The following is a 24,698-nucleotide window of genomic DNA, read 5'->3' as shown; positions in this document are numbered from 1 at the left end:
AATACAACATCCATCTATAAAGAGTCCATAAAACTCTGCGCGAGGACAGACTGCATATAATCACTTAAATTAATAGATTTGCATCATGAAAATAGATAATCTAGAGCAAGGATATTACGGAATAGGAATTATGCATGGCAAGACACCAGAAAATCTAGGTGTATTATGGCGTACGGCACAAAATCTAGGAGCAAATTTCATTTACACCATAGGTAAACGTTATGCAAAACAAGCCTGTGACACTCACAACGCTGTAGGTGCTATACCTTATTTTCATTATAAAACATTTGAAGATTTTTACAGTCATTTACCTAAAGGCGCTATGGTGGTGGGAATAGAGTTAACTGACAGTGCTGTGGTGCTAGAAGATTTTAAACACCCACGCAATTGTGTTTACTTATTAGGTGCAGAGGACCATGGATTAACTAACGAGGCCATCACAAAATCACATCATATAGTAAAATTTAATACTCCCAAAAGCCTAAACGTGGCAGTTGCAGGAAGTATAATCATGTATGATAGAAGCGTAAAAGGAAATCATGTCTACATAAATGGTGTTCCAAAAGAGTCCTTATAGACTTAAAATAATTTTACATTTTTAATTTTAAAACGATGAAAGTTTTTACTTTTATGATCTAAACTATTATTAAAATAAACCATGAAACAAGGAACCGTAAAATTTTTTAATGAATCAAAAGGATTTGGATTCATCATTGAAGAAGGAACTAACCAAGAATGCTTTGTACACGTTACAGGAACTATCGACGAGATAAGAGAAGGTGACCACGTAGAATATGAAGAAAAAGAAGGAAAAAAGGGAATGAATGCAGTTAATGTAAGACTAGTAGATTAATTTTCATTCCATAGAAAAAGCAAAATCCCAACTCATTAAATGAGTTGGGATTTTTTTTATGGTAAAGAGTATGGGTGTAATTAATTACAGCCCATTAAAAAGCCGCTATATAACTACAGCGGCTTTTTAAAATGTATTTTATAGAATTGAATTACTTAATTCCTAATTCTGCTTTTACATCATTAGTAAGATCATAACCGTCAGCCATGATGATACCAGTTCCTGTAGTAGAATCAAGTACATAATCAAATCCTTTTCTTCTAGCAACTGCAAAGATAGCCTCTCTTACTTTCTTATAAAGTGGCTTTAATAAGTCCGTTCTTTTTTGACCCATTGCAGTTTGAGAATTTTGGTAATACTCTTCTAATTTTTTCTGACCTTCAGCAAGCTCTGCAAGAATTCTTTCGTTTTCTTCTTGAGTTCTTTGCGGTGCAGCTTCTTGTGCATTTTGATATTTAGTTTTCAATTCTTTATCCATCGCAGTTAACTTAGTTTCATAAGTTTTTGCAAGATTTCTTAATTGCTTATCTGCTGCAATAGCACTAGGTAACGACTCTACTAATGATTGAGAAGCTACGTGACATACCTTAGTAGGTTGCGCATCTTGTGCCTGACCTAGATTAATACCTGCAAAGATAAATGCGATTACTGCTATTAGTGTTTTTACTTGTTTCATTTCTTTATTAATTGTTATCAATTTTTAATTCCATCAGCCTACTGAGGCGGCTGCAAATATAAGGAGTTCCTATATTATTCACCACCAGGTGGTGTTTTCTTATTTTTCTCTGCGTTTCTAGCGTCTATCTCAGCTTGTTTCTTTGCTCTAGCCGCTGCTCTTACTGCAAGAACACTGTCTTTTCTACGTTTGCGGTCTGCCATGAGCTTATCTCTTCTTACTTTGTAAGCTGCTGCTTTTGCTGCTTTTGCAGAGTCACGCACTCTTCTTTGCTCATTACGGACAGCATCACGCTCTGAGATCGCTTTTTGAACCGCTTCTTTTTTATCTTCTTTTGCCTGTTCCTTTTTCTCCTTTTCCTCTGCCTCTACAACAGACAAGTAAGGTTCATCATCTTCTACAGGATTATTTTTTGCATCTTGCTTTTCTTGAGCCTCTTTTCTTTTACCAGTTCTACCGATAGCTTTTAAAACTAAATCACTAACATCGTGACGGTCTGCACTATATAACAAAGCAGCTTCAGAACTATCGATTAACATGTCGTATTTCTTCTGCTTTCCTATCTTTTGCACCTCATTAAAAACTTGGTCTTGTATAGGCTGTATCAACTGTTGTCTTTGCAATAGAAAGTCACCTTGTGGACCAAAACGTTTTTGTTGATAATCTGCTAGATCTTGCTCTTTTAAAGAGATATCTTCTTCCTTTTCTTCAATAAGCTCTTTAGTAAGTAAAACCTTTTCATTTTGAAGAGAGGCTTTCATTTGAGAAATCTCATTAGACATTTGGTCTATCTCACCTTTCCACCTTTGCATTTTTTGCTCTAGTTGTTTTGATGCTTCTTGATATTCTGGAACACTTTCTAAAATGTATTCCATGTCTATGTAAGCTATTCTTGCTCCTCTTTGTGCTTGCGCAAAAGTGAAACTAAAAAAAGCTACTACTCCAATAATTAAAATCTTAGTTCTCATAAGCTAGTTGTTTAAAGAAATAATCATGCCATATTTAAAACTGTTGTCCGATTATAAAGTGAACGTTCCAGCCACTAGGCTCATCACTTGCAACGTTAGGAACACTATCAAAACCATAACCAAAGTCAACACCTAATAATCCAAATGCTGGCATAAATATACGTAATCCTGCACCTGCAGAGCGCTGTACATCAAAAGGATTATAGCTTCTAAAACGGTCATAAGAACCTGCAGCTTCAGCAAAAGTTAATACATAGATAGATGCTGCTTGTTCTAATGATATAGGATAACGTAATTCCATAGAGAATTTATTGTATACCGTATCTCCATCATCACTTGTAGTTAATGCACTGTTATCATAACCACGCATTCTAATAATATCACGACCATCTAGAGAGAAAGAACCTAATCCATCACCACCCACAAAGAATCTTTCAAAAGGAACTAGACCACGATCATTGTTATACGCTCCTAAGAAACCAAATTCAGTCTTAGTTTGTAATATCAATTTTTCATACAGTTGGGTATACCAAGTTCCTTCAAATTTAATTTTATAATACTCTAAAAACTTAAATTTCTCTTGATCTATCTTACCACTATCTGCTATTCCATTAGTTTGAAATTCTGGATCATCTTCTAGATTTTCATAATCTACTCCATTCCATACAGAATAAGGTAAAGTCATTTTTGCTGTAAGTGAGAAGGAAGATCCATATGTAGGGAAAATAGGATTTACACCCACGTTATTACGACTTAAACCAACTGTGTATGCCAGGTTATTTGAAAAACCGTTAGGGAAATTAAATAAACTAGTCTGGTAGTTTTTTAAGTTATAATGTTGGAAAGAAATAGCTTGAGAGAATTGAAAAAATTGATCAGGCCATTCTAATCTCTTTGCAATACCTACCGTACCACCAGTAATTAAGAATCTTTGATTTCTATCTACTTCACTAAAATCTTGTTGATTTACACGGAATTGCTCACTGTGTGAAAAAGAAACATTAAAAGAAACTGGTTTTTTACCGCCTAACCAAGGCTCTGTAAAGTTTAAACTATAGGTTCTAAAAATAGTACTTGCTTGTGCTCTTATGGCTAGAGTCTGACCATCACCCATAGGTACTGGCTCATATGCCTCGCCATTAAATAAATTACGTAATGAGAAGTTGTTGAAACGTAAACCTAGCGTTCCTACAAAACCTCCACCACCATAACCACCTTGCAATTCTATCTGACTTGCACCTGCTTCTACTAGTTCATAATCTACATCTACAGTTCCATCTTCTTGATTCACATTATTCAATTGTGGATTAATCTGTTGGGCATCAAAGAAACCTAACTGTCCTAACTCACGAATAGAGTTAATAATCTTCTGACGAGAGTACTTCTCTCCTGGAGACGTTCTTATTGCTCTATAAATAACATGGTCATTTGTTCTTGTATTACCACTTACACTAATGTTGTTAAAATAAGCTTCTTTACCTTCTACTATTCTAATTTCAAAATCAATCGTGTCATTTTGAACACGAGTTTCTACAGCGTTTACACTAGAGAATAAATAACCACTGTTTTGATATAGATTAGTTAAATCATCAGAATCTGGATCTTGTGGATTACTAATTTGTTCATCAAAAGCAACACCATTATAAACATCTCCTTTTTCTATTTTAAGTAATCTCTTTAATTGCTCATCAGAAAAAGCAGTATTACCTATAAACTTAATATCTCCAAAATAATACTTTCTTCCCTCTTCTACTTTTATATCTAGAGAGATGGTTTTATCATCTACCTTAGTCAAAGTATCAGAAATAACACGAGCATCTCGATAACCACTCTCTTTGTATTTATCTACAACAGCGATTAAATCAGTTTGGAAATCGTCTTCAATATATTTAGACCTTTTTAAAAGTCTTATAAAATTCTTCTTTTTAGTGTTGGACATTGCACCGCGCAATTCCTTATCGGTAAGCATAGAATTTCCTTCAAAATTTATCTCTGCTATTTTAACTTTCTTACCTTTATCGATATCTATTTTCATATCGACTCTATTCTTTCCAGTTGTATCCACTAGAGTGCGAGTTTTCACTTTAGCATCAGCGTACAAGAAACCTTTCTTTTTGTATTTATCTTCTATAAAAGATCTAGTTGTAGTAATGAGGTTTTCAGTCGCTTTACGTCCTCTAGTTAACTTTAATTCTTCTCTAAGATCTTTAGTCTGCCCTTTGCGCAGTCCTTGTATAGTTACCTCATTAAGGTTAGGTACCTCGATAATATTAATTTCTAGATTAATAGTATCCATCACATCGTCTTCTGGATCTCCTATAATATCTGTAGCAAAAATTCTTATGTCACTAAATAGTTTTAGATCCCACATTTTCTTTACTACCTGACTTATACGTTCACCTGGTACAAAAACCTCTTCACCTTTACGTAGTCCCGTAAAAGCGATTACCGTATTTTCATTATAAGTCTGGCTTCCTGTAACCGTAATCTCACCTATTTTATATTTGGTGGCATCACCTATAGCTAGGTCTCCTCTTTTCTCTTGAGCGTATGTAGTTGCACTTAATAGTAAACATGTTACCAGTAGTAGCGAGTTTGCTAACTTTTTTATCATTCTATAATTGTTCACTTGTTTTACCAAACCTTCTTTCTCTATCTTGATAATTATGTATTGCTTCTAACAGATTTTCTCTTCTGAAATCTGGCCAAAGCACTTCTGTAAAATATAATTCTGCATAAGCAATTTGCCATAAAAGGAAATTACTAATACGTTGTTCTCCACTGGTACGTATCAATAAATCTACATCTGGCATATAACTCGTATATAGATGTTTATTAATAACGTCTGTATCTATTTGATCGATCTCTAAGGAACCTTCCTTTACCTGACCGGCCACATTTTTTATAACTGATATCAACTCTTCTCTAGATCCATAACTTAAAGCTAGAGTTAAATTCATTCTTTTATTATCTTTAGTCGCCTCAATAACCTCAGCCAGCTCTTTTTGGGCAGACTTAGGTAAAAGACTTAGAACACCTACAGCTTTAAGAGAAATATCATTCTTCTGTAAAGTAGGAAGCTCTTTTTTAAGACTAGAAACTAACAACCTCATTAAGGTGTCCACCTCTAACTTTGGTCTTTTCCAGTTCTCGGTACTAAAAGCATATAAAGTTAAGTGCTCCACACCTAATTCTGCACATGCTTCTACTGATTGCCTAACTGCTTTTGCGCCTTTTTCATGTCCACGCACACGCATTAAACCTTGTTTTTTTGCCCACCTACCATTACCATCCATGATAATAGCAACATGCTTAGGGATTCTAGTACGATCGAGTAGTTCTTGTGCCATACTTAAAAGTTACAATAACAAGGTTTACGACCGAATGTGTAGGTAAGAGTCACCCCACTAAACACGTACCAGTCATTGTTATTTAAGTTACCAAATTTCAAATTGTCAAAATCTTTACTTCTCACAGGACTACTTCCATCGAGATTATCTGTAAAAGTATACCTAGCGCCTATCTCTGCTGCGAGTATCAATTTAGGAGTAAGAGACATCTTAACTCCAAAAATTATAGGCACCGCAATATCTGTTGTTTCACCGTATTCTTCCAACTCATTTGTGTTATTTAGTGCAAACAACTCATAATGAAACGCAGTAAGCCCAGTATATAAATAGGGTGTAAATTGTGGTCTACCTGAATATAATTCCCAATCCCAGAAGGTATACTCTATACCTACGCTCGCTTCTAGCATCGTGTAATCATAGTTTAAACCTCTTAAATCTCTTGAAATATCGTCGCTATCATTATCATCACCTACCATATTTGCAGATATAATGGTAGCTCTAAAACTGTGTCGTGGACTACGGTTCCATTTAAAAACACCACCTATTGCGACATCGTTAAATTGAATGTACTGAGTACTTCCTACATCACCTACCACATTTGAGGTTCCTGCAAAAATACCTAACTCATAGGTTTGCGCTTTCGCGAAAGCGAAACTAAAAAAAACAATAAATAAAAAAACTAACCGCATGGAATTTTTAAAACGTGCAAATATAACAATTCTCTTTACCCAGCATGATGTTTACATGCTCGATTCTAGTAATACAGAACTAGTATTGATGTTTTTTATTGTTTAATTGCGTTTATCTTCACCCCAAAGCAACTTCTCCCTGATGGTCTTAATGAAACTTTGTCCTTTTAACTCTATGAGATCTATAGTGAAATCTGCTTTTTTAAGTGTCAATTGCGTCTCATTAGGATAGGATGCTATACGATTATCTAGCGATGCAAGAAATTCTTCTTCACGACCACTTACTTTAATAGTGATCTCTGTATGATCTGGAATAACAAGTGGACGTGCATTTAAATTATGAGGCGCTATAGGTGTTATCACAAATGCATCTGTATCTGGAGATATTACCGGACCTCCACAACTTAAACTATAACCTGTAGAACCTGTAGGTGTGGATATTATCAAACCGTCTGCCCAGTAAACAGTTAACAGCTCTTTATTTAATTTAGTTTCTATTTGAATCATGCTAGTGGTATTCATACGACTAACAGTCACCTCATTAAGTGCAAAATTACGCGGCTCTGGATGGTTTTCTTCATGTGTAGAAACCAGCGTGATAAGACTGCGCTTACTTAAAGTATAATCTCCATTATGTAAAGCATTTACCGCTTCTTCTAGTTGGTCTTTATGCAGTGTTGCTAGAAAACCTAGTCTACCTGTATTAACCCCTATTACTGGAATATCTACTTTACCTATGTAGGCGACAGCTCTAAGAACCGTACCATCTCCACCCATACTTATAAGCAGGTCAAATGATTTATCTAATTGATCAAAAGAATCCAACCCTAATGCAACACCCTGACCTTTAAGCAAATCATGAAAGCCAGACTCCACTAGCGCGACGCAATCTTTACTTTTTAAAAGATCGATGAGCTTCTGACACGTTTTCACTGTGTCATCATGAAGATACTGACCGTATATAGCGACTTTTTTCATTTACATATTTAGGTATTTATTCAAATAATCTGAGCGTTCTTTTAAGGTATCTAGATAAGAATCTTCTTCGGCAGCGCTTACTATCTCATAACTATACCTTCTAAAAGTTTGCAGAACGGTATTTAAATTTTGAGGACTCAGTTTGAGTGTAATCTCAGACATATGATCATTATAATTACTTACAAAACAACCGAATATCTTAGAATCATTAGACTCCACTATTTGTGCTATTTCACTAAAACTATAATCATTAGATCCTTTTTGAACGACTACTACTGCACCAGACTCGTACATAAATGGTGCGTCATTAAATAGCTCCATAATATCTTTAAGCTCATAGTAGCCTAAATATTCATTTTTACCATCTAAGACAGGCATCATATTAGATTGATGTTGTGCAAACGCTTCTAAAACATCTAACCAGTGCGTTTCTTCTTTTACATGAAAAGCAGTCATAGAATATTTAACGGTCTGTAATTTTTGATCTGACTCAAAACAATGCGCATCATTTTCTGACAGACACCCTATATAAATATCATTTTCCATAATAGGCAAATGAGAATAAGTAAGCTGCGAGAATATTTCTTGAGCCTTTTTCATGTCTGACGAAATGTCCAAAGGCTTCACATCATTAATTATGTATTGCTTAATATCCATAGAGTGCAAAATTTAACGCAAATTAATCAATTCTACACTTATGCGTCTGACGCAATCCTTTGTATTTTTGAAATAAAAATACAACATGGCAATTTTAAGTGTAAATGTCAACAAGATAGCAACTTTGCGTAATTCTAGAGGTGGTGATGTACCTAATCTACTAAAAGTCGCGATCGATCTAGAAGCATTCGGCGCACAAGGAATAACAATTCATCCTAGACCTGACGAGAGACACATAAGATATCAAGATGCTAGAGATCTTAAAAAAGTAGTGCAAACAGAACTTAACATAGAAGGAAACCCTATAGAAAGTTTTATAAAACTAGTGGACGAGGTACAACCTGCTCAAGTAACCCTAGTACCAGACGGACCAGATGCCTTGACATCTAATGCTGGATGGGATACTATTAAACATAAAGATTTCTTGACTAAAATCGTGAAACATTTTAAAGATCAAGGGATACGCACCAGCATATTTGTAGACCCTACTATAGAAATGATAGAAGGCGCTGCGCAAACTGGTGTAGACCGCATTGAGTTATACACAGAAGATTTTGCTAGTCTTTATGATACGGACAGAGATAAAGCAATCGCTCCTTATATAACAGCAGCAAAAAAAGCTACCGAACTAGGTATCGGAATTAATGCTGGACATGACTTATCTTTAGAAAACATAAAGTTTTTCAGTGAGCAAATACCAGACTTATTAGAAGTATCCATAGGTCATGCTTTAATTTCTAAAAGTTTATATCTAGGACTAGAAAATGTAGTTAACATGTATAAATCAAGACTAGCATAATGTTACATTCTATAATTTTAGGTGAAGGACAGCCATTTTTAATCCTACATGGCTTTTTAGGCATGGCAGATAACTGGAAAACTCTAGGTCGCAAATGGAGTGAAGACGGTTTTCAAGTACACTTAATCGACCAGCGCAATCATGGACGCAGTTTACATAGCGACGAGTTTAACTACTCATTAATGGCACAAGACATAAAAGAATATTGTGATGAGCATGAGCTTAAAAACATTATTCTTTTGGGACACAGCATGGGTGGTAAAGTAGCCATGCGATTTGCTGCAGAAAATGAAAGCTATTTAGACAAATTGATAATAGCAGATATCGCCCCTAAAGTATACCCACCACACCATAGCGATATTATAAATGGACTAAAAAGCATTGACTTTGATAAGGTAAGCTCTCGCAATGATGCAGACGAAATGTTAGAAAAAGTAATTTCTGACTTCGGCACACGTCAGTTCTTGTTAAAAAGTCTTTATCGCGTTGAGAAAGGTCGTTATGGATGGCGATTTAATCTAGATATCTTAGGTGAGTCTCAAGAAAAAGTCGGTGTTCACGACCCTATTACTACACCTATAAAAACACCTACCCTTTTTATAAGAGGTGGTAAGTCTGGATACATATTAGACAGTGACGTGATGATTATAGAGCACGCTTTCGCGAAAGCGGAACTAAAAACAATAGAAAATGCAGGACACTGGCTTCATGCAGAGAAACCGCAAGAATTCTTAACATATGTTACGAAATTCGTAAAATAACAGTTGTTATGCTTGCATAATAATAACGAAAACGCTTGCGTAATATTAATTTAATATTAAATTTGACACATACAAATTTAACTTATACCTCAAACCCTTGATTATGAACAAACTGAAAGTTTTTGTTGTACTTTGTTTGATCTCTACGTTTGCTTATGCAGGTGGATATCGTGTTAGCACACAAAGTAACACGCAATTAGCAATGGGACATACTGGTGTCGCTGTCGTTAATAATGCAGACATCTTATTCTTTAATCCAGCTGGAATAGTACACCTGGAGAACAAATTAAATATAAGCGCCGGTGGTTTCGGTGTATTTTCTGATGTAAAGTACCAAAATCAAGAATTTGGGACCACATTTGAAACAGAAAGTGAAACTAGTACTCCTATTTATCTTTATGCTACTTACAAAGTATCTGAAGATTTTGCTGTAGGTTTAGGTGTCTACACACCTTATGGTAGTAATGTAACATGGCCTACTGATTGGGCAGGATCTCACCTAGTTAATGAAATAGACTTAAGTGCAATTTTTATTCAGCCTACTTTATCTTATCAATTATTTGATAGTGTAAGTATAGGTGGTGGACCTATCCTAGCTATAGGAGCGGTTACATTTAATAGAAACGCAAGTAGAACACTAACTGATGAAGAAGGTAATCGTTCTAACATTGAAATAGAAGATTCTGGTATTACAGCTTGGGGTTGGTCTGCTGGACTTATGTTTACTCCAGACGATAGATTTACTCTAGGTTTCAACTACCGTTCTTTAATAGACATTAATAGTACAGAAGGTACTGCTACTTTCTCAAACTTCCCTAACAGTTCTTTAACTCCTAGTAATGGTGAGACTGGATTTACAGCAACACTTCCTTTACCTGCAGAACTTACTATAGGAATGTCTTATAAATGGGACAAATTACTTCTAGCTTTTGATTACAATAGAACTCTATGGAGTGAATACAACAGTCTAGATCTAGAATTTAGTAATGGTGTTGCTTCTATTAACCCAAGAAACTATAAAGATGCTTCTACATGGAGATTAGGTGCTCAATATGAGTTTACTGAAAAATTAACCGTAAGAGGTGGTTATTACTTTGACGAGTCTCCTGTACAATCTGGATTCTTTGCTCCAGAAACACCACGTAATGATTCTAACAACTATACTTTTGGTCTTTCTTACAAAGTGAATTCAAAATTATCTATTGACACATCATTCTTATTTGTACAGTTTAAAGAAATAAATGAATCTTATGATTTCTTTTCTGATACTGGCGCAACTACTACTGCACCATTTGCAGGAACCTACAAATCATCAGCATTTATCGGTGGTCTAGGTATAACTTATAGCATGTAAAAAATAAAATAATGAAAAACTTAAATATAAAATTCATTGCTCTTTTTCTTGCAGGTGCTGCAGTAATAGGCTGTGATGACGAATTTGACAACGCTATCGAAGATGGCGGAGTATACACATCTGGAGAAGCAGACTTCTCTAAATTTGTAACTGTAGGAAACTCTTTAACGGCAGGGTTTGCAGATAACGCATTGTACCTAAATGGACAATTAAATTCTTACCCTAACATTATTGCAGGTCAAATGCAGTTTGCTGGTGGTGGTGAATTTAATCAACCACTCGTTAATGATAATGCTGGTGGCCTACTTGCCGCTGGGGTACAAATACTACCTAATCGTTTTGTACTAGCGTCTGACGGTAATGGAACTCCTGCTGGACCAGTTGTTCTAGACGCAACTCCTACAACAGACATTACTAACAAAGTAACCGGACCATTAAACAACTTTGGTGTTCCAGGCGCAAGAGTATTTCACCTAGCAGCTCCAGGTTACGGTGCTTTAGCTGGTGTTGCTACAGGTACTGCAAACCCATACTATGCTCGTTTTTCTAGCTCAGAATCTTCTACAGTAATAGATGATGCGATTGCTGCAAACGGAACGTTCTTTACTCTATGGATAGGTAATAATGATATATTAGGATATGCTACTAGCGGTGGGTTAGGTGTTGATAACAACGAATTAAACAACATAGACCCAGCTGCACAAGGAGACAACAGTATAACTAACAATAATGTATTTGCTGCCGTGTACCAACAATTAGTTGCTGGACTTACTGCAAACGGTGCAAAAGGAGCTCTAGTTAACATCCCAGATGTTACTTCTATTCCTTTCTTTACAACGGTACCATTTGCTCCATTAAGCCCTGCAAGCCCTACATTCGGTCCTCAGATACCTACTTTAAACGCAACATTTGCTGGTCTAAATCAAGCGTTTGCATTTTTAGGTGTTCCAGAAAGATCAATTACTTTTTCTCAAACTGCTGCAAGCGCTGTAGTAATTAACGACGAGTCATTAACAGACTTATCTGCACAATTAACGCAAGTTTTAATAGGTGGCGGATTAGACGCTGCTACAGCTACTCTATTCGGACAACAATTTGGTCAGGCAAGACAAGCTAACGCTACAGATTTATTAACTTTTACAAGTCAGACAGTTATCGGTGAGTTAAACGCAGCTCGCTTTGCACAACTTACAGGAGCTGGTTTAGACGCTGCTACTGCTGGACAACTTTCTATTAACGGTGTTACTTTCCCACTTGAAGACCAGTGGGTACTTACTCAAGATGAGCAAGATAGAATAACAACTGCACAAACTGCATATAACGCAACTATAGAAGCACTTGCTGCTGCAAATGGTCTTGCATATGTTGACGTACGTACAGAACTTTCTACAGTAGCTACTACAGGGATTTCTTATAACGGTGGCGTTTTAACTTCTACATATGCTTCAGGTGGTGCTTTTTCACTAGATGGTGTTCACCCTACAGCTAGAGGTTATGCATTAACCGCAAACACTATAATAGATGCTATCAACGCACAATACAGCTCTACTTTACCTAAAGTAGACATAGGTGCTTATGATTCTATTCAACTAAGTGATTCTGCTCAATAAACAGAGCATATAATTTCTATATAAATCTGCTGAAGGCTCGTTCTTCAGCAGATTTTTTATTTTTACACAAATTCTATATTATGAGATTCATTATAAAATTACTTATTACAGCTGCTCTAGTTATGGGACTGGCAGAAATATTACCAGGTATAGGTATTACTAATTATGTAAGCGCCATACTAGTTGCCCTTACCTTATCTATATTAAATTTTATAGTAAAACCCATACTTGTTATACTAACCTTACCTATAACTATAGTCACATTAGGTATATTTCTATTATTTATAAACGTTATCATTATCTACCTAGCAGACTGGTTTGTAAGCGGTTTTACGGTAACAAGTGTATTTTGGGCATTTATATTTTCACTATTACTCGCAGCGGCACGATCTTTTCTCTTTAAATTATTAGACAAAGAAGATAACTAAGAATATCTAACCACCACGTAGGTCAATAGCAATAAGACAAACACTTTGATAACTAGTAAATAAAGCTTAATTTTGCAGCCCAATTTTAACAGCATAAAAAAGTCTTTAAATGAATATAAAACGTACGGACACAGACGCATTAAATGCGACAATTACCATAGAAATTGAAAAGGCAGATTATCACCACCAAGTAGATAACGTACTTGCAACTCACCGCAAGACAGCAAACATACCTGGTTTTAGAAAGGGCCATGTACCTGCTAGCCTTATCAATAAAAAGTACCGCATTCCCGTATTAGTAGAAGAGATCAATAAACTGACTCAATCTCAACTTAATAAATTCATCACCAGTGAAAAAATGAACCTTTTAGGAAACCCACTTCCTAAGGCTCAAGAAGACATTGACTGGGATCAAGACAATTTTACTTTTGAATTTGAAGTAGGTCTAGCTCCAGAATTTGATGTAGATGTAAAAGGTAAAAAAGCCATTACACAGTACGAAATCAAAACTGATGACAAAACTATTAACGACCAGATCGATCGCATACGTGAGCAATATGGTAAGTTAATCGCAAAGAAAGAAGTTGAAGAAGGAAATGAAGTTACTGGAGTTTTTAGAAATGACGACGAAGAAATCAATTCTGACGCTACATTCTCTACATCAAAAATCAAAGGAAAGACCAATCTTAAGAAATTTGTTGGTGCTAAAGTAGGCGACTCTTTAGAACTTAAAACTAAAGGTCTTTTTAATGATGATCACGATCTAATGAATTTTCTTAAAGTAGAACATGATAAAGCACACGGTCTTGAAATACCTGTAACTTTTGAAATCACTGAAGTTAACGAGCGTGAAAAAGCAGAGCTAAATCAAGAATTCTTTGATAAGCTTTTTGGAAAAGATGTTATCAAGAGTGAAGAAGAACTAGTTGAAAAACTACGTGAAGACGCAGGGAAACAATTTGCTCAACAAACTGATCAGAAATTATTAACAGACGTTACAGAATCACTTATTGAGAACACAAAATTTGATTTACCAGCAGACTTTCTTAAAAGATGGATCGCAAGTAATGGCGAGAATCAATTAACAGAAGAAGAAGCTGCAGCAGAGTACGAGCGTTCTGAAAAAGGATTGAGATACCAACTTATTGAATCTAACATTGTAAAAAACAATGAAGAATTACAATTAAAGTTTGAAGACCTACAAGAATATTCTCGTAAGATGATACGCTTACAAATGGCTCAATATGGTCATACCGGTGCAACTGACGAAGAGGTAGACGGTGTAGTAGCACGTATCATGAGCAATCAAGAAGAAGTAAAACGCATGAGCGAGCAACTTCAAAATGAGAAAATGCTAGATTTCTTCAAAGCAAACGCAAAATTGAAAAAGAAAGAATTGACTTACGAAGACTTCATTAAAGAAGCTTACGAAGCATAATTTATTCCTGTCAATAATTCATATCTTTAGGCGTTGACTATTTTATCAATTAGTTAACGCCTTTTTTATCACTCATATAGTATCATTACAACATGGATATATCTAAAGAATTTGAAAAATTTGCCGTAAAAGATCAAGGAGTAAATCCTATGTATTACGATAAAATTATGGGTAGCATGTACCCAACTAATATGACTCCTTATATTTTAGAGGAACGTAGATTAAACGTCCAACCGATGGATGTTTTTTCAAGACTCATGGCTGACAGGATTATCTTTCTAGGGCAAGGAGTAAATGATCACATTGCTAATATCGTACAGGCGCAACTGCTTTTCTTAGAAAGTGCAGACGCAAAGAAAGACATACAGATCTACATTAACTCACCAGGTGGTAGTGTTTATGCAGGACTAGGTATATATGACACGATGCAGTTTATAAAGCCAGATGTAGCCACTATCTGTACCGGTATGGCTGCAAGTATGGGAGCTGTTTTATTATGTGCAGGAGCCGAAGGTAAACGTAGTGCTCTACCACACAGTCGTGTAATGATACACCAAGTATCTAGTGGAGCACAAGGTCAGGCTAGTGACATAGAGATAACAGCACGTGAGGTTGTAAAACTTAGAGAAGAATTATATACCATCATAGCAAAGCATTCTGGACAGACTTATGATAAAGTCTATGCAGACTCTGACCGTGATTACTGGATGAAAGCTGATGAGGCTAAGGCATACGGTATGATCGATGAAGTATTAAGAAGAGACTAAGAACGTTTCTTGCAATAAAATTGTGGTTATTCCGCTTTCGCGAAAGCGGAAACCACAACACTTAAACTGCCTATATTAAAATTAAGAATCGCATTTCTAACTTTATAGAAAAACGACTCCTATCTAAAAAGACACAAACTATCGTGTCAAAAACAGAAATATGAGTAAAGAACAACTAGAATGTAGCTTTTGTGGACGCAATAAAGCAGAAACTAATTTGCTTATTGCAGGACTGGACGCACATATTTGTGACCGCTGTATAGAGCAGGCTCATGGAATAGTTCTCGAAGATACTACAGTCGATAAACCTGGAGTTTCTAGTGCAGAATTAGAACTTAAAAAACCTAAAGCTATAAAAGCTTTTCTCGATGAATACATCATAGGGCAAGAGTTCACTAAAAAAGTAATGTCTGTAGCGGTTTATAACCATTATAAAAGATTATTACAAAAAAATACCGATGACGATGTAGAGATACAAAAATCTAACATCATGATGGTAGGGCAAACAGGAACCGGTAAAACACTTATTGCAAAAACAATTGCAAAAATGTTGAACGTGCCTCTTGCCATAGTAGATGCAACGGTACTCACTGAGGCTGGATATGTAGGAGAAGATGTAGAAAGTATCTTAACTAGATTATTACAGGCAGCAGACTATAATCTTGAAAAAGCACAAACAGGAATCGTTTTTATAGACGAGGTAGATAAAATTGCTCGCAAGAGTGATAACCCTTCTATTACAAGAGATGTGTCTGGAGAAGGTGTACAACAAGGACTTCTTAAATTACTAGAAGGAACTGTGGTAAACGTACCGCCTAAAGGTGGACGCAAACATCCCGATCAGAAATTTATCGAGGTAAATACAGAGAACATCTTGTTTATCGCAGGTGGTGCCTTTGACGGTATTGAAAAAGTAATACGTAAGCGATTAAACATGCAGGCAGTAGGTTTCAGCGCGAGTATGTCTAACGATGGGGTTGTAGAAAAAGACAATCTTTTACAATATATTATACCTAAAGACATTAAAGATTTTGGGATGATTCCAGAAATCATAGGTCGTTTACCTGTATTAACGTACATGAATCCGCTAGACGCAAATACGTTAAGAGCAATACTTACAGAGCCTAAAAATGCCATAGTAAAACAATACAAAAAATTGTTTGACATGGATGATATTAATTTCACAATCACCGACGATGCGCTTACCTATATAGTAGAAAAGGCTATTGAATATAAGCTAGGAGCTCGTGGACTACGTTCTTTATGTGAAGCCATACTAACAGACGCCATGTTCGACATGCCAGGTGGAGATACTAAAGAATTAGTTGTTACGAAAGAGTATGCTGCGTCTAAATTAGACAAAAGCGCTATACAGAAATTGAAGGCGGTGAGTTAGTAATACAACCTAATAAATTATTTTAAAAATCCCTTTGTTGTTTGAGGCAAAGGGATTTTTATATTTAATTATTAGAGCTTTTAAATAAACCCTTAGATGGAAACCATGTGAGTGATATATTAAAAAACTTTGAAGTTACTGCATGCTGTGAAACTGTATTTTGATTAATATCTTCATTAAAAATGAAGATATTATCATCTACTAGACGTCCATCTCCAAAGGCTGCCATACCACGTAAAGAAAACGCTCCTAACTTTTGATCTTTATAGGTATAAGAAAGAGAAAATGGTGTTCTTATAAAAGCGTCACTTCTATCTGGTCTTGCTATAAGTATACTATTATTTTGATTTGATGAAATGGTAAAAGATTCACTTGTAGCAATTAAATCATCCTTAATACGCCATCTTGTATTTACATTAACACCTAAACTTACAAAGTGACGCTCTGCAAGTTGATGCACAAACTCAAACCTAAAATTAACTGTGTAAATATTAAATACTCTATTATTATTGAGTGACAAAACATTATTTGTTCCAAATAAACTCTCAGGAATAAATCCTCTACTACGCACTTTCATTTGTTCATATGTGGTACTGAAACCAAATAAAAATTTGCCTGTAGCTGCATAATTCCAGTCCAATCCTATAGCTGCTCTAGGAGCAACATTATATTCAAAATCATAACCTACAGTACCATTATTAAGAATGCGATCTACCTGTAAACCAGTCATAATACCTAGATGAATAGTACCATCTCGCAATAATTGTGCATCACCACGTTTCTTTTGCGCATGTGATAAGCTAGCAATTAGTAAAAAAAGTATGGCTATTCTCATTTTAAAAAGTCTAAAAATCCCTCACGTGGGAAGTAGGTTAATGATAAGTTTACATAATTACCTGTCCATCGATGTGTAGAGGTAGCATCAGGAAAACCGTTAACATTAGTTGAAGTAATTCTATTAATATCCATTTTTTGAAAATGATAATGACCGGTCAGTGCTAGCCTAAACTTACTGTAATCTTTAAGATAAATATCTCCAGCAACTCCTGCGTTAATACCGAAGGTAAAAGGACTTTGATGCTCTTCGTAATTATTAGAAAGAATAACTTCATTGTTAACTGAAAGAATAGGATTCTCGTATCGTCCTTTAGTATAACCGTAATGCTGAATTTCTAAACCTGTTTTTATAAAGAATGGCAACTTTGAATTTTTATTAATTCTGTATAATGCTTCAATAGGCAAGTGATAAGTCCAATAAGGTGATTGAGTTAAATTTCTAGAAACACTTCGAGATATATTTATTAACTCTGGTGTTAGCGTGTACTCGTATCTATGTCCAATATTTTTTATAAAAAAACCTGTCGTAATTATCCATCGCTTTTTTCTCAAAACCTCAACATCAAAACCACCTATTAAAGTAACCCTATCGGTAAATTTTAAACCTAAAATATCATTTTCAGAAGTATTGGAAAAAAAATCATTATGCGCTCCTATTCTTAAACCAACAGGAAATGTAGGAATAAGCTCATTATCCTTATCAACATCTTGTGCGATAATAAAGTTACTTGCACCTAATATAAGTGCAAGTAACAATAGATTTATATTAATCTTCAAAAGTTAGCGTTTTATAAAATGGTCGTTGTCTGTGATCAGAATCTAGCTGGTCAATATCTGTACCTGTCACTAAATTAGTAGGGTGTGATTCTCGAGACTTAACTTTGGAACGACGCTTTTTACGATAAGCACCTGTGTCATCTATAGGTTCCAAATAATTACACCTCTCATTTGGGTTTACACCTGCATTAATGTCTACGGTATATAAATCACCATAAATACGAGCACTGCTGCTTATTCTTCTCTTCTTCATCTTACCGCGCTTTTTCTTATAATTCCTAGTAAATGCTTTAAATACATTAACATCGCCAGGTCCACTATCAAAAGTTCTACTTCTAATTTGATGAGAAGCTCTCATGCCGTATGTATTATCTAATTGAAAGCCTTCACTTTTCGCAGATTTATAAAAACAAGTTGGAGCACCTGGTGTAACAATGTCAGCTGTTGCAGCACCTGGCTCTTCTACATTACCACCGTAAGTTTCAATAACTTCTTCTATAGAGCTTCCATTATTTGCAGAAGATAGTGCATCAATAGCATCTGGATGGTTAGCATCAATCAAAAGCAAACCACCTTCCATATCTTTGTAAATCACATTACAAATCATGACCTCGTTGTAAGGATTGTATAAAGTTTGCTCTGCTGGATCAACCAAAAATTGGTTTTCTTGCCAATCATTCATGGTCCAACCAGGCTGATCTGATGCATCTAACCAAGAGTTCTCTGCAGCAGCTTCAACTTGCCTTAATGAACAAAATTGATGTATCAGTTCATATTCAATCAAAGGTAGGTCTGGATCATGACCTATACTTTCTTCTAGATCATTCAAATCGTCTTCTGATAAATGTTGATTTGGAATTAAAAAATCATCATCATGTGATTCTAATTGATCTTCTAAGTCTTCAAGCGTAGTTGCAAATGATTCCCATGAAGGAAAATGCATCATGTTATTTTCACATTCTACAGATTTACCATTATCGAAGTATAGACCATAAGGTTCAAAATCACAAATAGAGCCATCACCACCTTCTTCCGATTTTGTAGTAATCGCATCATTTGTTATCTCATCTTCACAACTAACTAGAGAGAGAGAGAGAGTTAGTAATCCTATTGAAAAATATTTCAATAGATGTTTTTGTTTTTTCATCTCGTTAAATTTAGTTAATAAATAATTGATGATCATCATGATAAAGTTATTCTTTTTTAGAGTAAGGCAAATGAGTATAAATACCCATTTCGTTGATTGTGAATTATTTAACTATAAATCATCTTGTAAATCAAGGCCTTAATTTTTGTTTTTTCATAACATTTTATAAAATTATCGAACATTAAAGTCTTTTTTATCATTAAGAATAATCAACTTAAATTGCACACGTTAAATATACCAGTGAAAAAACATCTTTTAAACATACTCGCAGTTCTATTAATAGCTATCACACTAGTTCAATGTGCAAAAAAAGGCTCACCTACAGGTGGTCCAGTGGATGAAAAGCCACCAGTAATATTACGTATGTATCCAGATAATTATACTCGTAATTTCAAAAATCGCATTATCGAGATAGAATTTGACGAATTTGTAAAACTTAATGATTTACAAAAACAACTGGTTATATCACCGCCTTTAAAAACGCGTCCTACTATTACACCACAGGGAACTCCATCGAGAAAAATAACTATAGAGATTACCGACACATTAAAGGATAATACTACTTATGTTTTCAATTTTGGACAAAGTATAGTAGACAACAATGAAGGGAATCCATATCCATTTTTTAAATACGTTTTCAGTACTGGGACCGTGATAGACTCCTTAACCTTAAAAGGTAAAATAACTGATGCCTTAAATTATGAGGCAGAAGAGTTTGTAAACGTTTTGCTATATGAAGTAAATGAAGAATATACAGATAGTATCATATATAAAGAACAACCGCGATATGTTCTAAACACCCTAGACAGTCTGACTACCTTTACTATGGAAAACCTTAAAGAAGGCACTTACAAAATGGTAGCTCTCAAAGAAGAGAATTACGATTTACGCTTTGATGTAACAAGAGATAAAATAGGCTTTATAACAGAACACATAACTATTCCTAGTGATAAAGTTTATGAACTTAACATGTACCAGCAAGAACTAGATCCTAGCATTAAAAAAATCACACAGCAAGCTCCATCTAGACTATATGTAGGTTATACAGGTAACGTAGACGATTTAAAAATAGAACCTACTAACAAATCACTAATTACCAAAAGTCGCTTAACACAATTAGAAAAGAAAGATACTTTACAATACTGGTATCAGCCAGTAATTAAGCAAGATTCTGTTATGATAAGTACAACAGTTTCAAATCAAGAAGAAGAATTTAAAGTACGCTTAAAAGAGCTGACAAAAGACACATTAAGCATAAAAAAAGGCAATGATTTCTCACTAAATAAACCATTTACCTTTTCAGCATCTACTCCTATAGAAAAGGTGGATACTAATTTCATGAAACTTATTGATAAAGACAGTCTACAAGTATCTTTTACTACAAGGTTAGACAGTCTTAAAAATAATGCTGTAGTAGACTTTGAAAGAAAAGAGTCTCAAAAATATAATCTAACCCTATTACCAGGTGCTGTAACAGATTTTTATGGTGAGAAAAACACAGATACGTTAAGTTATAATTTCAACACAGTAAAATCAACATCTTTAGGTAATATAAGCGTTACCGTAAATAACACAGGAGATTTCCCTATCCTTATTCAAATTACTAAAAAGGACTTGACCATAGAGCTAGAACAGTCTGTGGATAAAAATGGTACTTATAACTTCTTCTACCTCAACCCAGGAGAATACTATATAAGAGTAGTATCCGACACTAATGGCAATGGAAAATATGATGCCGGTAATTTCTTAAAAGGAACTCAACCAGAAAAAGTAGTTTACCATCCAGAAATTGTTAAGCTCAAACCTAATTGGGACAGAATTTATAATCTTAACTTAAACTAAATTGATCTCTATCTTCTAAAAAGCACAACTTAGAACGGTATTTCTTAATTTCAGACTTATGAATCTCAACAGTTTGTATTCCTTCTTCTTCCCAAGGCTGATCAAGTAATTCACTCCCTAAAACATCATAAACTTGAGAGTGTCCGTTATAATCCATTCCTGTACCATCTTTTCCTACTCGGTTCACACCTATGCAATAACTCATATTTTCAATGGCACGAGCTTTTAATAAAGCATCCCAAGCGTTTATTCTAGGTACAGGCCAGTTAGCAACATATAACAACACGTCATAATTACTAGTATTTCTTGCAAAAACAGGAAAACGCAAGTCGTAACAGATTTGCAGGTTAAATTTCCAGCCTAGATATTCGGCTACTACGGTTTTTCCACCTTTCTCGTACACCTCATGCTCACCAGCAAGTGTAAACGTGTGTCTTTTATCATAAATGGTAGAAGATCCATCAGGACGCATGAAAATACCGCGGTTTACAAATTTATCTCCTATTTGAAACATGACACTTCCATAAATAGCAAAACCACCTCTTATTGCATGGTCTTTTAAATAATCGATAACACCAGAGTCACAAGCAAGACCATCAGGCTTCATAGAAAAACCTGTAGTAAACATCTCAGGAAGCACTACTAAATCTGTTTTTCCATTGAGTGACTCCATCTTCTTAGAAAAATTCTTCAAATTTTGTTTTGGATTTTCCCAAACCAGAGAAGTCTGAATAATCGATGTTTTTAAAATATCCTTTTTCATGAGTCTGTTTTAAATTAAAAAAAATAGGCAGCACTATTTAAAGAACTGCCTATAATATTGTGTTAGATAATAAATGTAAATACTATAAAATTAAGCGTTCATTATATCTTCTATTTCTTCTGCTTCTATAGGAATATCTCTCATAAGATTAAATGGTGCACCACTATTATTGATAACCACGTCATCTTCTAGTCGTATACCAAATCCTTCTTCTGGAATATAAATACCAGGTTCTACCGTAAATACATTTCCTGCTTGCATAGGCTCCCATAAAATACCATAATCATGAGTATCTAGACCCATGTGGTGAGACGTACCATGCATAAAGTATTTCTTATATGCTGGCCAGTTAGGGTCTTCGTTTGCAACATCTGCCTTATCGATAAGACCTAGTTCTAGAAGTTCTTTGGTCATTATCTTACCTACCTCTACATGATATTCTTTCCATAACGTACCTGGCACAAGCATTTTAGTCGCGTCATTCTTTACTCTTAATACCGCGTTGTACACTTGCTTCTGTCTATCTGTAAAACGACCATTTACTGGTATAGTTCTAGACATATCACTTGCATAATTAGCATACTGCGCACCAGCATCGATAAGAATTAAATCGCCACTCTTGCATTCTTGATTGTTCTCTATATAGTGCAGTACGTTTGCATTATTACCACTCGCAATAATAGGCGTGTAGGCAAAACCATCACTACGGCTTCTTATAAATTCATGTAAAAACTCTGCCTCTACCTCATACTCCATGACACCAGGCTTCACAAAATCTAATACACGACGGAAACCTGCATTAGTAATATCACAAGCCTTCTGGATTAAATCTATCTCGATTTGATCTTTAACCGCTCTTAAACGTTGCATAATCGGTGCAGACTTTGCATAATTGTGCGCTGGGTATTGCGCTTTGGTTTTTTTAATAAATCGGTCTTCACGACCTTCTAATTCTACAGACTGGCGGTAATGCTCATTAGTATTAAAATAGATGGTATCGCATTGCGTCATCATTTCAAAAAACTTCTTATCAAAATCACTTAACCAGTATACAGTTTTTATACCTGTTACTTCAGTCGCCTTTTCTTTAGTCAGTTTTTCACCTTCCCATACAGCAATGTGCGCGTTAGTTTCCGTAACAAAAAGCACTTCTTTATGTGCTGGATCCGGACTATCTGGAAAAAGAACTAAAATAGTATTCTCTTGATCTGCACCACTTAGATAGAATATATCGCGGTGTTGTTTAAACGGCAGCGTACTATCAGCTCCTGTTGTAAAAACATCGTTAGAATTAAAAACAGCTAGACTAGACGGCTTCATTTTAGCCATAAAGTTCTTACGGTTTTTAATAAAAAGAGCCGGATTTATAGGATGATATTTCATATGTAAAATCTATAATTGAGTTAGGATAATGGTTATAATACCGCTTTCGCGAAAGCGGAACTACAACCTACCGCAAGGTAAGAATAGCTCTATAGACGGCAAAGAAAACTAGAATTCATTAACAACACAATCTCCCTTTCTTTTTAAGAATTACAAGAAAGATTAAGAACGTTTCTTTTTACGATTTTTAATAAAAGTAACTACTAAAAGTAGTACAATAACAATGGTAACACCGATGATAAAATATCTTGCAACTTCCATAATAATGATGATTTTGATTAGTCTTCTAAATTTATAGAAAAACTAGCGATAAAAAAAGCCCTGTTCCTTAGCTTAAGAAACAGGGCTTTACAATATTTTATAACTCTATCTAGTCTACATAAACACCGTTCTCAGGTTTTGCATATGTTGCTGTATCCATATTACCGCCGTCTATATCTATGCTCTTAAATTCTCTTACTTTACCAGCAGGCACCGTAGGTTTGTTGTTTTCTACTTTATACCAAGTAAGTTGTGTAGGTAACAATAAACCGTTTACCTCATTCCACTCATTATAGTTCACAAAGTTAAATTTATCTGACTTACCTCTATTACCAGCAGTAACTGTATAAGCTAGCCATGTCATTTTTTTAGTTTCTGGGTGGTAAAACATTAGGTAATTATCATCTGGCGAGTCTCCTACTGCAGCTTCAAACCCTACCTTAATACCAGGATAAGTAACTCCATCAAATTCTAGTGGTTCTACATCTTCATACACAATACCACTATCTGCAAGTAAGAAAGGCATAGAGTAGAAATAGAACATTAAATTATGATAGAACTTTGCTCTAGCTTCTGGAAAATAAGCACTATCCTGTGCGATCCACACTTTACCGTCTAGAGAACCTATGGTATGAGTAGGTGATTTTACCACTATATCTCTAGTCTGCACATCTGCAATAGTTTCTGTTTCATCTAGAGAGTAAGTAAGACTTCTCATTTCAGACCATTTTTGAAGTCCTCCATGTGCAGCAAGAACATCTTTTAATCCCTGAGGATATCTAGATAGGTCTACCATGGTTTTTTCTACAACGGTTTCTTTTTCTACAGAAACTTCTTTCTTCTCTTCGGTCTTGCAAGACACCATCAATGTCGCTACAAATAAAGCTAGTATAATTTTTTTCATCTGCGGAAAATAAATAAAGAGTATCACGATTATGTTAGGGATATTATAAAATTAAGTTAG

At 35.1% G+C, this 24,698-nt stretch carries 24 protein-coding genes; 11 read left to right on the top strand and 13 right to left on the bottom strand.

The annotated features are described in order from the left end of the window. Positions 1-85 precede the first annotated feature (85 nt). Both ACJJVN_RS13570 and ACJJVN_RS13565 read left to right on the top strand, forming a co-directional pair. Entirely contained in the window at positions 86-577 is a 492-nt protein-coding gene (locus ACJJVN_RS13570) for an RNA methyltransferase (RefSeq protein WP_405369979.1), read from the top strand. Positions 578-658: 81 nt separating this feature from the next. Then, entirely contained in the window at positions 659-853 is a 195-nt protein-coding gene (locus ACJJVN_RS13565) for a cold-shock protein (protein ID WP_104514383.1), read from the top strand. 151 nt (positions 854-1,004) lie between these two features. Here the strand turns inward: ACJJVN_RS13565 and ACJJVN_RS13560 are convergent, their stop codons facing one another. The 7 genes from ACJJVN_RS13560 to ACJJVN_RS13530 all read right to left on the bottom strand — a co-directional run bounded on the left by ACJJVN_RS13560 (position 1,005) and on the right by ACJJVN_RS13530 (position 8,171). After that, positions 1,005-1,529, bottom strand: a complete 525-nt coding sequence (locus tag ACJJVN_RS13560) for an OmpH family outer membrane protein (protein ID WP_104514730.1) — start codon at positions 1,527-1,529, stop codon at positions 1,005-1,007. Between the two features lie 74 nt (positions 1,530-1,603). Further along, positions 1,604-2,497 (bottom strand): OmpH family outer membrane protein, encoded by an 894-nt coding sequence (locus tag ACJJVN_RS13555; RefSeq protein ID WP_405378724.1) that lies wholly within the window; start codon positions 2,495-2,497, stop codon positions 1,604-1,606. A 34-nt stretch (positions 2,498-2,531) separates the two neighbouring features. Further along, on the bottom strand, positions 2,532-5,111 hold the full coding sequence (bamA, locus tag ACJJVN_RS13550; RefSeq protein ID WP_405378722.1) for an outer membrane protein assembly factor BamA: 2,580 nt from the start codon (positions 5,109-5,111) through the stop codon (positions 2,532-2,534). A gap of 1 nt (position 5,112) precedes the next feature. After that, a complete protein-coding gene (locus ACJJVN_RS13545; RefSeq protein ID WP_104514381.1) occupies positions 5,113-5,847 on the bottom strand; it encodes an isoprenyl transferase in 735 nt (244 codons plus the stop codon). A 2-nt stretch (positions 5,848-5,849) separates the two neighbouring features. Beyond that, positions 5,850-6,536 carry a DUF6089 family protein gene (locus ACJJVN_RS13540; RefSeq protein WP_405378720.1) on the bottom strand — a complete coding sequence of 229 codons (687 nt, stop codon included), beginning with the start codon at positions 6,534-6,536 and terminating at the stop codon, positions 5,850-5,852. A gap of 102 nt (positions 6,537-6,638) precedes the next feature. After that, positions 6,639-7,514, bottom strand: a complete 876-nt coding sequence (locus tag ACJJVN_RS13535) for an NAD kinase (RefSeq protein WP_405378718.1) — start codon at positions 7,512-7,514, stop codon at positions 6,639-6,641. After that, positions 7,515-8,171, bottom strand: coding sequence for a CBS domain-containing protein (locus ACJJVN_RS13530; protein WP_405378716.1), 657 nt, complete (start codon positions 8,169-8,171; stop codon positions 7,515-7,517). Between the two features lie 85 nt (positions 8,172-8,256). On the opposite strand from ACJJVN_RS13530, the gene ACJJVN_RS13525 reads away from it, so the two are divergent. From ACJJVN_RS13525 to clpX, 8 genes are all read left to right on the top strand, one after another. Next, the gene (locus tag ACJJVN_RS13525) at positions 8,257-8,970 is read left to right on the top strand and encodes a pyridoxine 5'-phosphate synthase (protein ID WP_405378714.1); all 714 of its coding nucleotides are present in this window, start codon (positions 8,257-8,259) and stop codon (positions 8,968-8,970) included. After that, entirely contained in the window at positions 8,970-9,731 is a 762-nt protein-coding gene (locus ACJJVN_RS13520) for an alpha/beta fold hydrolase (RefSeq protein WP_405378712.1), read from the top strand. Before ACJJVN_RS13525 ends, ACJJVN_RS13520 begins: the two co-directional genes overlap by 1 nt. 103 nt (positions 9,732-9,834) lie before the next feature. Further along, a complete protein-coding gene (locus ACJJVN_RS13515; protein WP_405378710.1) occupies positions 9,835-11,085 on the top strand; it encodes an OmpP1/FadL family transporter in 1,251 nt (416 codons plus the stop codon). A gap of 11 nt (positions 11,086-11,096) precedes the next feature. Beyond that, positions 11,097-12,695 (top strand): G-D-S-L family lipolytic protein, encoded by a 1,599-nt coding sequence (locus ACJJVN_RS13510; protein ID WP_104514375.1) that lies wholly within the window; start codon positions 11,097-11,099, stop codon positions 12,693-12,695. 80 nt (positions 12,696-12,775) lie between these two features. Beyond that, the gene (locus tag ACJJVN_RS13505) at positions 12,776-13,123 is read left to right on the top strand and encodes a phage holin family protein (protein WP_405378708.1); all 348 of its coding nucleotides are present in this window, start codon (positions 12,776-12,778) and stop codon (positions 13,121-13,123) included. A gap of 109 nt (positions 13,124-13,232) precedes the next feature. Further along, entirely contained in the window at positions 13,233-14,561 is a 1,329-nt protein-coding gene (gene tig, locus ACJJVN_RS13500; RefSeq protein WP_405378706.1) for a trigger factor, read from the top strand. Between the two features lie 92 nt (positions 14,562-14,653). Next, positions 14,654-15,328 carry a ClpP family protease gene (locus ACJJVN_RS13495; protein ID WP_405378704.1) on the top strand — a complete coding sequence of 225 codons (675 nt, stop codon included), beginning with the start codon at positions 14,654-14,656 and terminating at the stop codon, positions 15,326-15,328. Between the two features lie 160 nt (positions 15,329-15,488). Then, positions 15,489-16,724 carry an ATP-dependent Clp protease ATP-binding subunit ClpX gene (gene clpX, locus ACJJVN_RS13490; RefSeq protein WP_104514371.1) on the top strand — a complete coding sequence of 412 codons (1,236 nt, stop codon included), beginning with the start codon at positions 15,489-15,491 and terminating at the stop codon, positions 16,722-16,724. A gap of 64 nt (positions 16,725-16,788) precedes the next feature. On the opposite strand, the gene ACJJVN_RS13485 is transcribed toward clpX, so the two are convergent. Genes ACJJVN_RS13485 through ACJJVN_RS13475 form a run of 3 tightly spaced genes read right to left on the bottom strand, consistent with a single transcriptional unit; the run spans position 16,789 to position 19,485 of the window. Next, on the bottom strand, positions 16,789-17,559 hold the full coding sequence (locus ACJJVN_RS13485) for a hypothetical protein (RefSeq protein ID WP_405378702.1): 771 nt from the start codon (positions 17,557-17,559) through the stop codon (positions 16,789-16,791). Further along, positions 17,556-18,338, bottom strand: coding sequence for a hypothetical protein (locus tag ACJJVN_RS13480; protein WP_405378700.1), 783 nt, complete (start codon positions 18,336-18,338; stop codon positions 17,556-17,558). Before ACJJVN_RS13480 ends, ACJJVN_RS13485 begins: the two co-directional genes overlap by 4 nt. After that, a complete protein-coding gene (locus tag ACJJVN_RS13475; protein ID WP_405378698.1) occupies positions 18,328-19,485 on the bottom strand; it encodes a hypothetical protein in 1,158 nt (385 codons plus the stop codon). The genes ACJJVN_RS13480 and ACJJVN_RS13475 overlap by 11 nt, the downstream gene beginning before the upstream one ends. Positions 19,486-19,725: 240 nt before the next feature. Between ACJJVN_RS13475 and ACJJVN_RS13470 the strand changes: the two genes are divergently transcribed. Further along, complete coding sequence (locus ACJJVN_RS13470) at positions 19,726-21,327, top strand: Ig-like domain-containing protein (RefSeq protein WP_405378696.1); 1,602 nt, start codon at positions 19,726-19,728, stop codon at positions 21,325-21,327. Here the strand turns inward: ACJJVN_RS13470 and ACJJVN_RS13465 are convergent. The 3 genes from ACJJVN_RS13465 to ACJJVN_RS13455 form a co-directional block, all read right to left on the bottom strand. Next, a complete protein-coding gene (locus ACJJVN_RS13465; RefSeq protein WP_405378694.1) occupies positions 21,314-22,090 on the bottom strand; it encodes a nitrilase family protein in 777 nt (258 codons plus the stop codon). The genes ACJJVN_RS13470 and ACJJVN_RS13465 overlap by 14 nt on opposite strands. 90 nt (positions 22,091-22,180) lie before the next feature. After that, positions 22,181-23,473 (bottom strand): aminopeptidase P family protein, encoded by a 1,293-nt coding sequence (locus ACJJVN_RS13460; protein ID WP_405378692.1) that lies wholly within the window; start codon positions 23,471-23,473, stop codon positions 22,181-22,183. A gap of 370 nt (positions 23,474-23,843) precedes the next feature. Further along, positions 23,844-24,638, bottom strand: coding sequence for a DUF6503 family protein (locus ACJJVN_RS13455; protein ID WP_405378690.1), 795 nt, complete (start codon positions 24,636-24,638; stop codon positions 23,844-23,846). Between the last annotated feature and the right edge of the window lie 60 nt (positions 24,639-24,698).

It is taken from the genome of Nonlabens sp. Asnod3-A02, assembly GCF_045063755.1.
GTDB classification, from domain to species: domain Bacteria; phylum Bacteroidota; class Bacteroidia; order Flavobacteriales; family Flavobacteriaceae; genus Nonlabens; species Nonlabens xylanidelens.
The sequence above is the reverse complement of the archived record's forward strand: the minus strand, read 5'-3'. Positions and strand labels throughout refer to the sequence as shown.

Excerpts from the sequence above, each read along its gene's own strand:
- ACJJVN_RS13455 (WP_405378690.1), bottom strand. The coding sequence starts at position 24,638 with ATGAAAAAAATTATACTAGCTTTATTTGTAGCGACATTGATGGTGTCT.
- ACJJVN_RS13535 (WP_405378718.1), bottom strand. The coding sequence starts at position 7,514 with ATGAAAAAAGTCGCTATATACGGTCAGTATCTTCATGATGACACAGTG.
- ACJJVN_RS13510 (WP_104514375.1), top strand. The coding sequence starts at position 11,097 with ATGAAAAACTTAAATATAAAATTCATTGCTCTTTTTCTTGCAGGTGCT.
- ACJJVN_RS13525 (WP_405378714.1), top strand. The coding sequence starts at position 8,257 with ATGGCAATTTTAAGTGTAAATGTCAACAAGATAGCAACTTTGCGTAAT.
- bamA (WP_405378722.1), bottom strand. The coding sequence starts at position 5,111 with ATGATAAAAAAGTTAGCAAACTCGCTACTACTGGTAACATGTTTACTA.
- ACJJVN_RS13475 (WP_405378698.1), bottom strand. The coding sequence starts at position 19,485 with ATGAAAAAACAAAAACATCTATTGAAATATTTTTCAATAGGATTACTA.
- tig (WP_405378706.1), top strand. The coding sequence starts at position 13,233 with ATGAATATAAAACGTACGGACACAGACGCATTAAATGCGACAATTACC.
- ACJJVN_RS13540 (WP_405378720.1), bottom strand. The coding sequence starts at position 6,536 with ATGCGGTTAGTTTTTTTATTTATTGTTTTTTTTAGTTTCGCTTTCGCG.
- ACJJVN_RS13485 (WP_405378702.1), bottom strand. The coding sequence starts at position 17,559 with ATGAGAATAGCCATACTTTTTTTACTAATTGCTAGCTTATCACATGCG.
- clpX (WP_104514371.1), top strand. The coding sequence starts at position 15,489 with ATGAGTAAAGAACAACTAGAATGTAGCTTTTGTGGACGCAATAAAGCA.
- ACJJVN_RS13565 (WP_104514383.1), top strand. The coding sequence starts at position 659 with ATGAAACAAGGAACCGTAAAATTTTTTAATGAATCAAAAGGATTTGGA.
- ACJJVN_RS13570 (WP_405369979.1), top strand. The coding sequence starts at position 86 with ATGAAAATAGATAATCTAGAGCAAGGATATTACGGAATAGGAATTATG.
- ACJJVN_RS13460 (WP_405378692.1), bottom strand. The coding sequence starts at position 23,473 with ATGAAATATCATCCTATAAATCCGGCTCTTTTTATTAAAAACCGTAAG.
- ACJJVN_RS13560 (WP_104514730.1), bottom strand. The coding sequence starts at position 1,529 with ATGAAACAAGTAAAAACACTAATAGCAGTAATCGCATTTATCTTTGCA.
- ACJJVN_RS13515 (WP_405378710.1), top strand. The coding sequence starts at position 9,835 with ATGAACAAACTGAAAGTTTTTGTTGTACTTTGTTTGATCTCTACGTTT.
- ACJJVN_RS13555 (WP_405378724.1), bottom strand. The coding sequence starts at position 2,497 with ATGAGAACTAAGATTTTAATTATTGGAGTAGTAGCTTTTTTTAGTTTC.
- ACJJVN_RS13465 (WP_405378694.1), bottom strand. The coding sequence starts at position 22,090 with ATGAAAAAGGATATTTTAAAAACATCGATTATTCAGACTTCTCTGGTT.
- ACJJVN_RS13505 (WP_405378708.1), top strand. The coding sequence starts at position 12,776 with ATGAGATTCATTATAAAATTACTTATTACAGCTGCTCTAGTTATGGGA.
- ACJJVN_RS13545 (WP_104514381.1), bottom strand. The coding sequence starts at position 5,847 with ATGGCACAAGAACTACTCGATCGTACTAGAATCCCTAAGCATGTTGCT.
- ACJJVN_RS13530 (WP_405378716.1), bottom strand. The coding sequence starts at position 8,171 with ATGGATATTAAGCAATACATAATTAATGATGTGAAGCCTTTGGACATT.
- ACJJVN_RS13495 (WP_405378704.1), top strand. The coding sequence starts at position 14,654 with ATGGATATATCTAAAGAATTTGAAAAATTTGCCGTAAAAGATCAAGGA.
- ACJJVN_RS13520 (WP_405378712.1), top strand. The coding sequence starts at position 8,970 with ATGTTACATTCTATAATTTTAGGTGAAGGACAGCCATTTTTAATCCTA.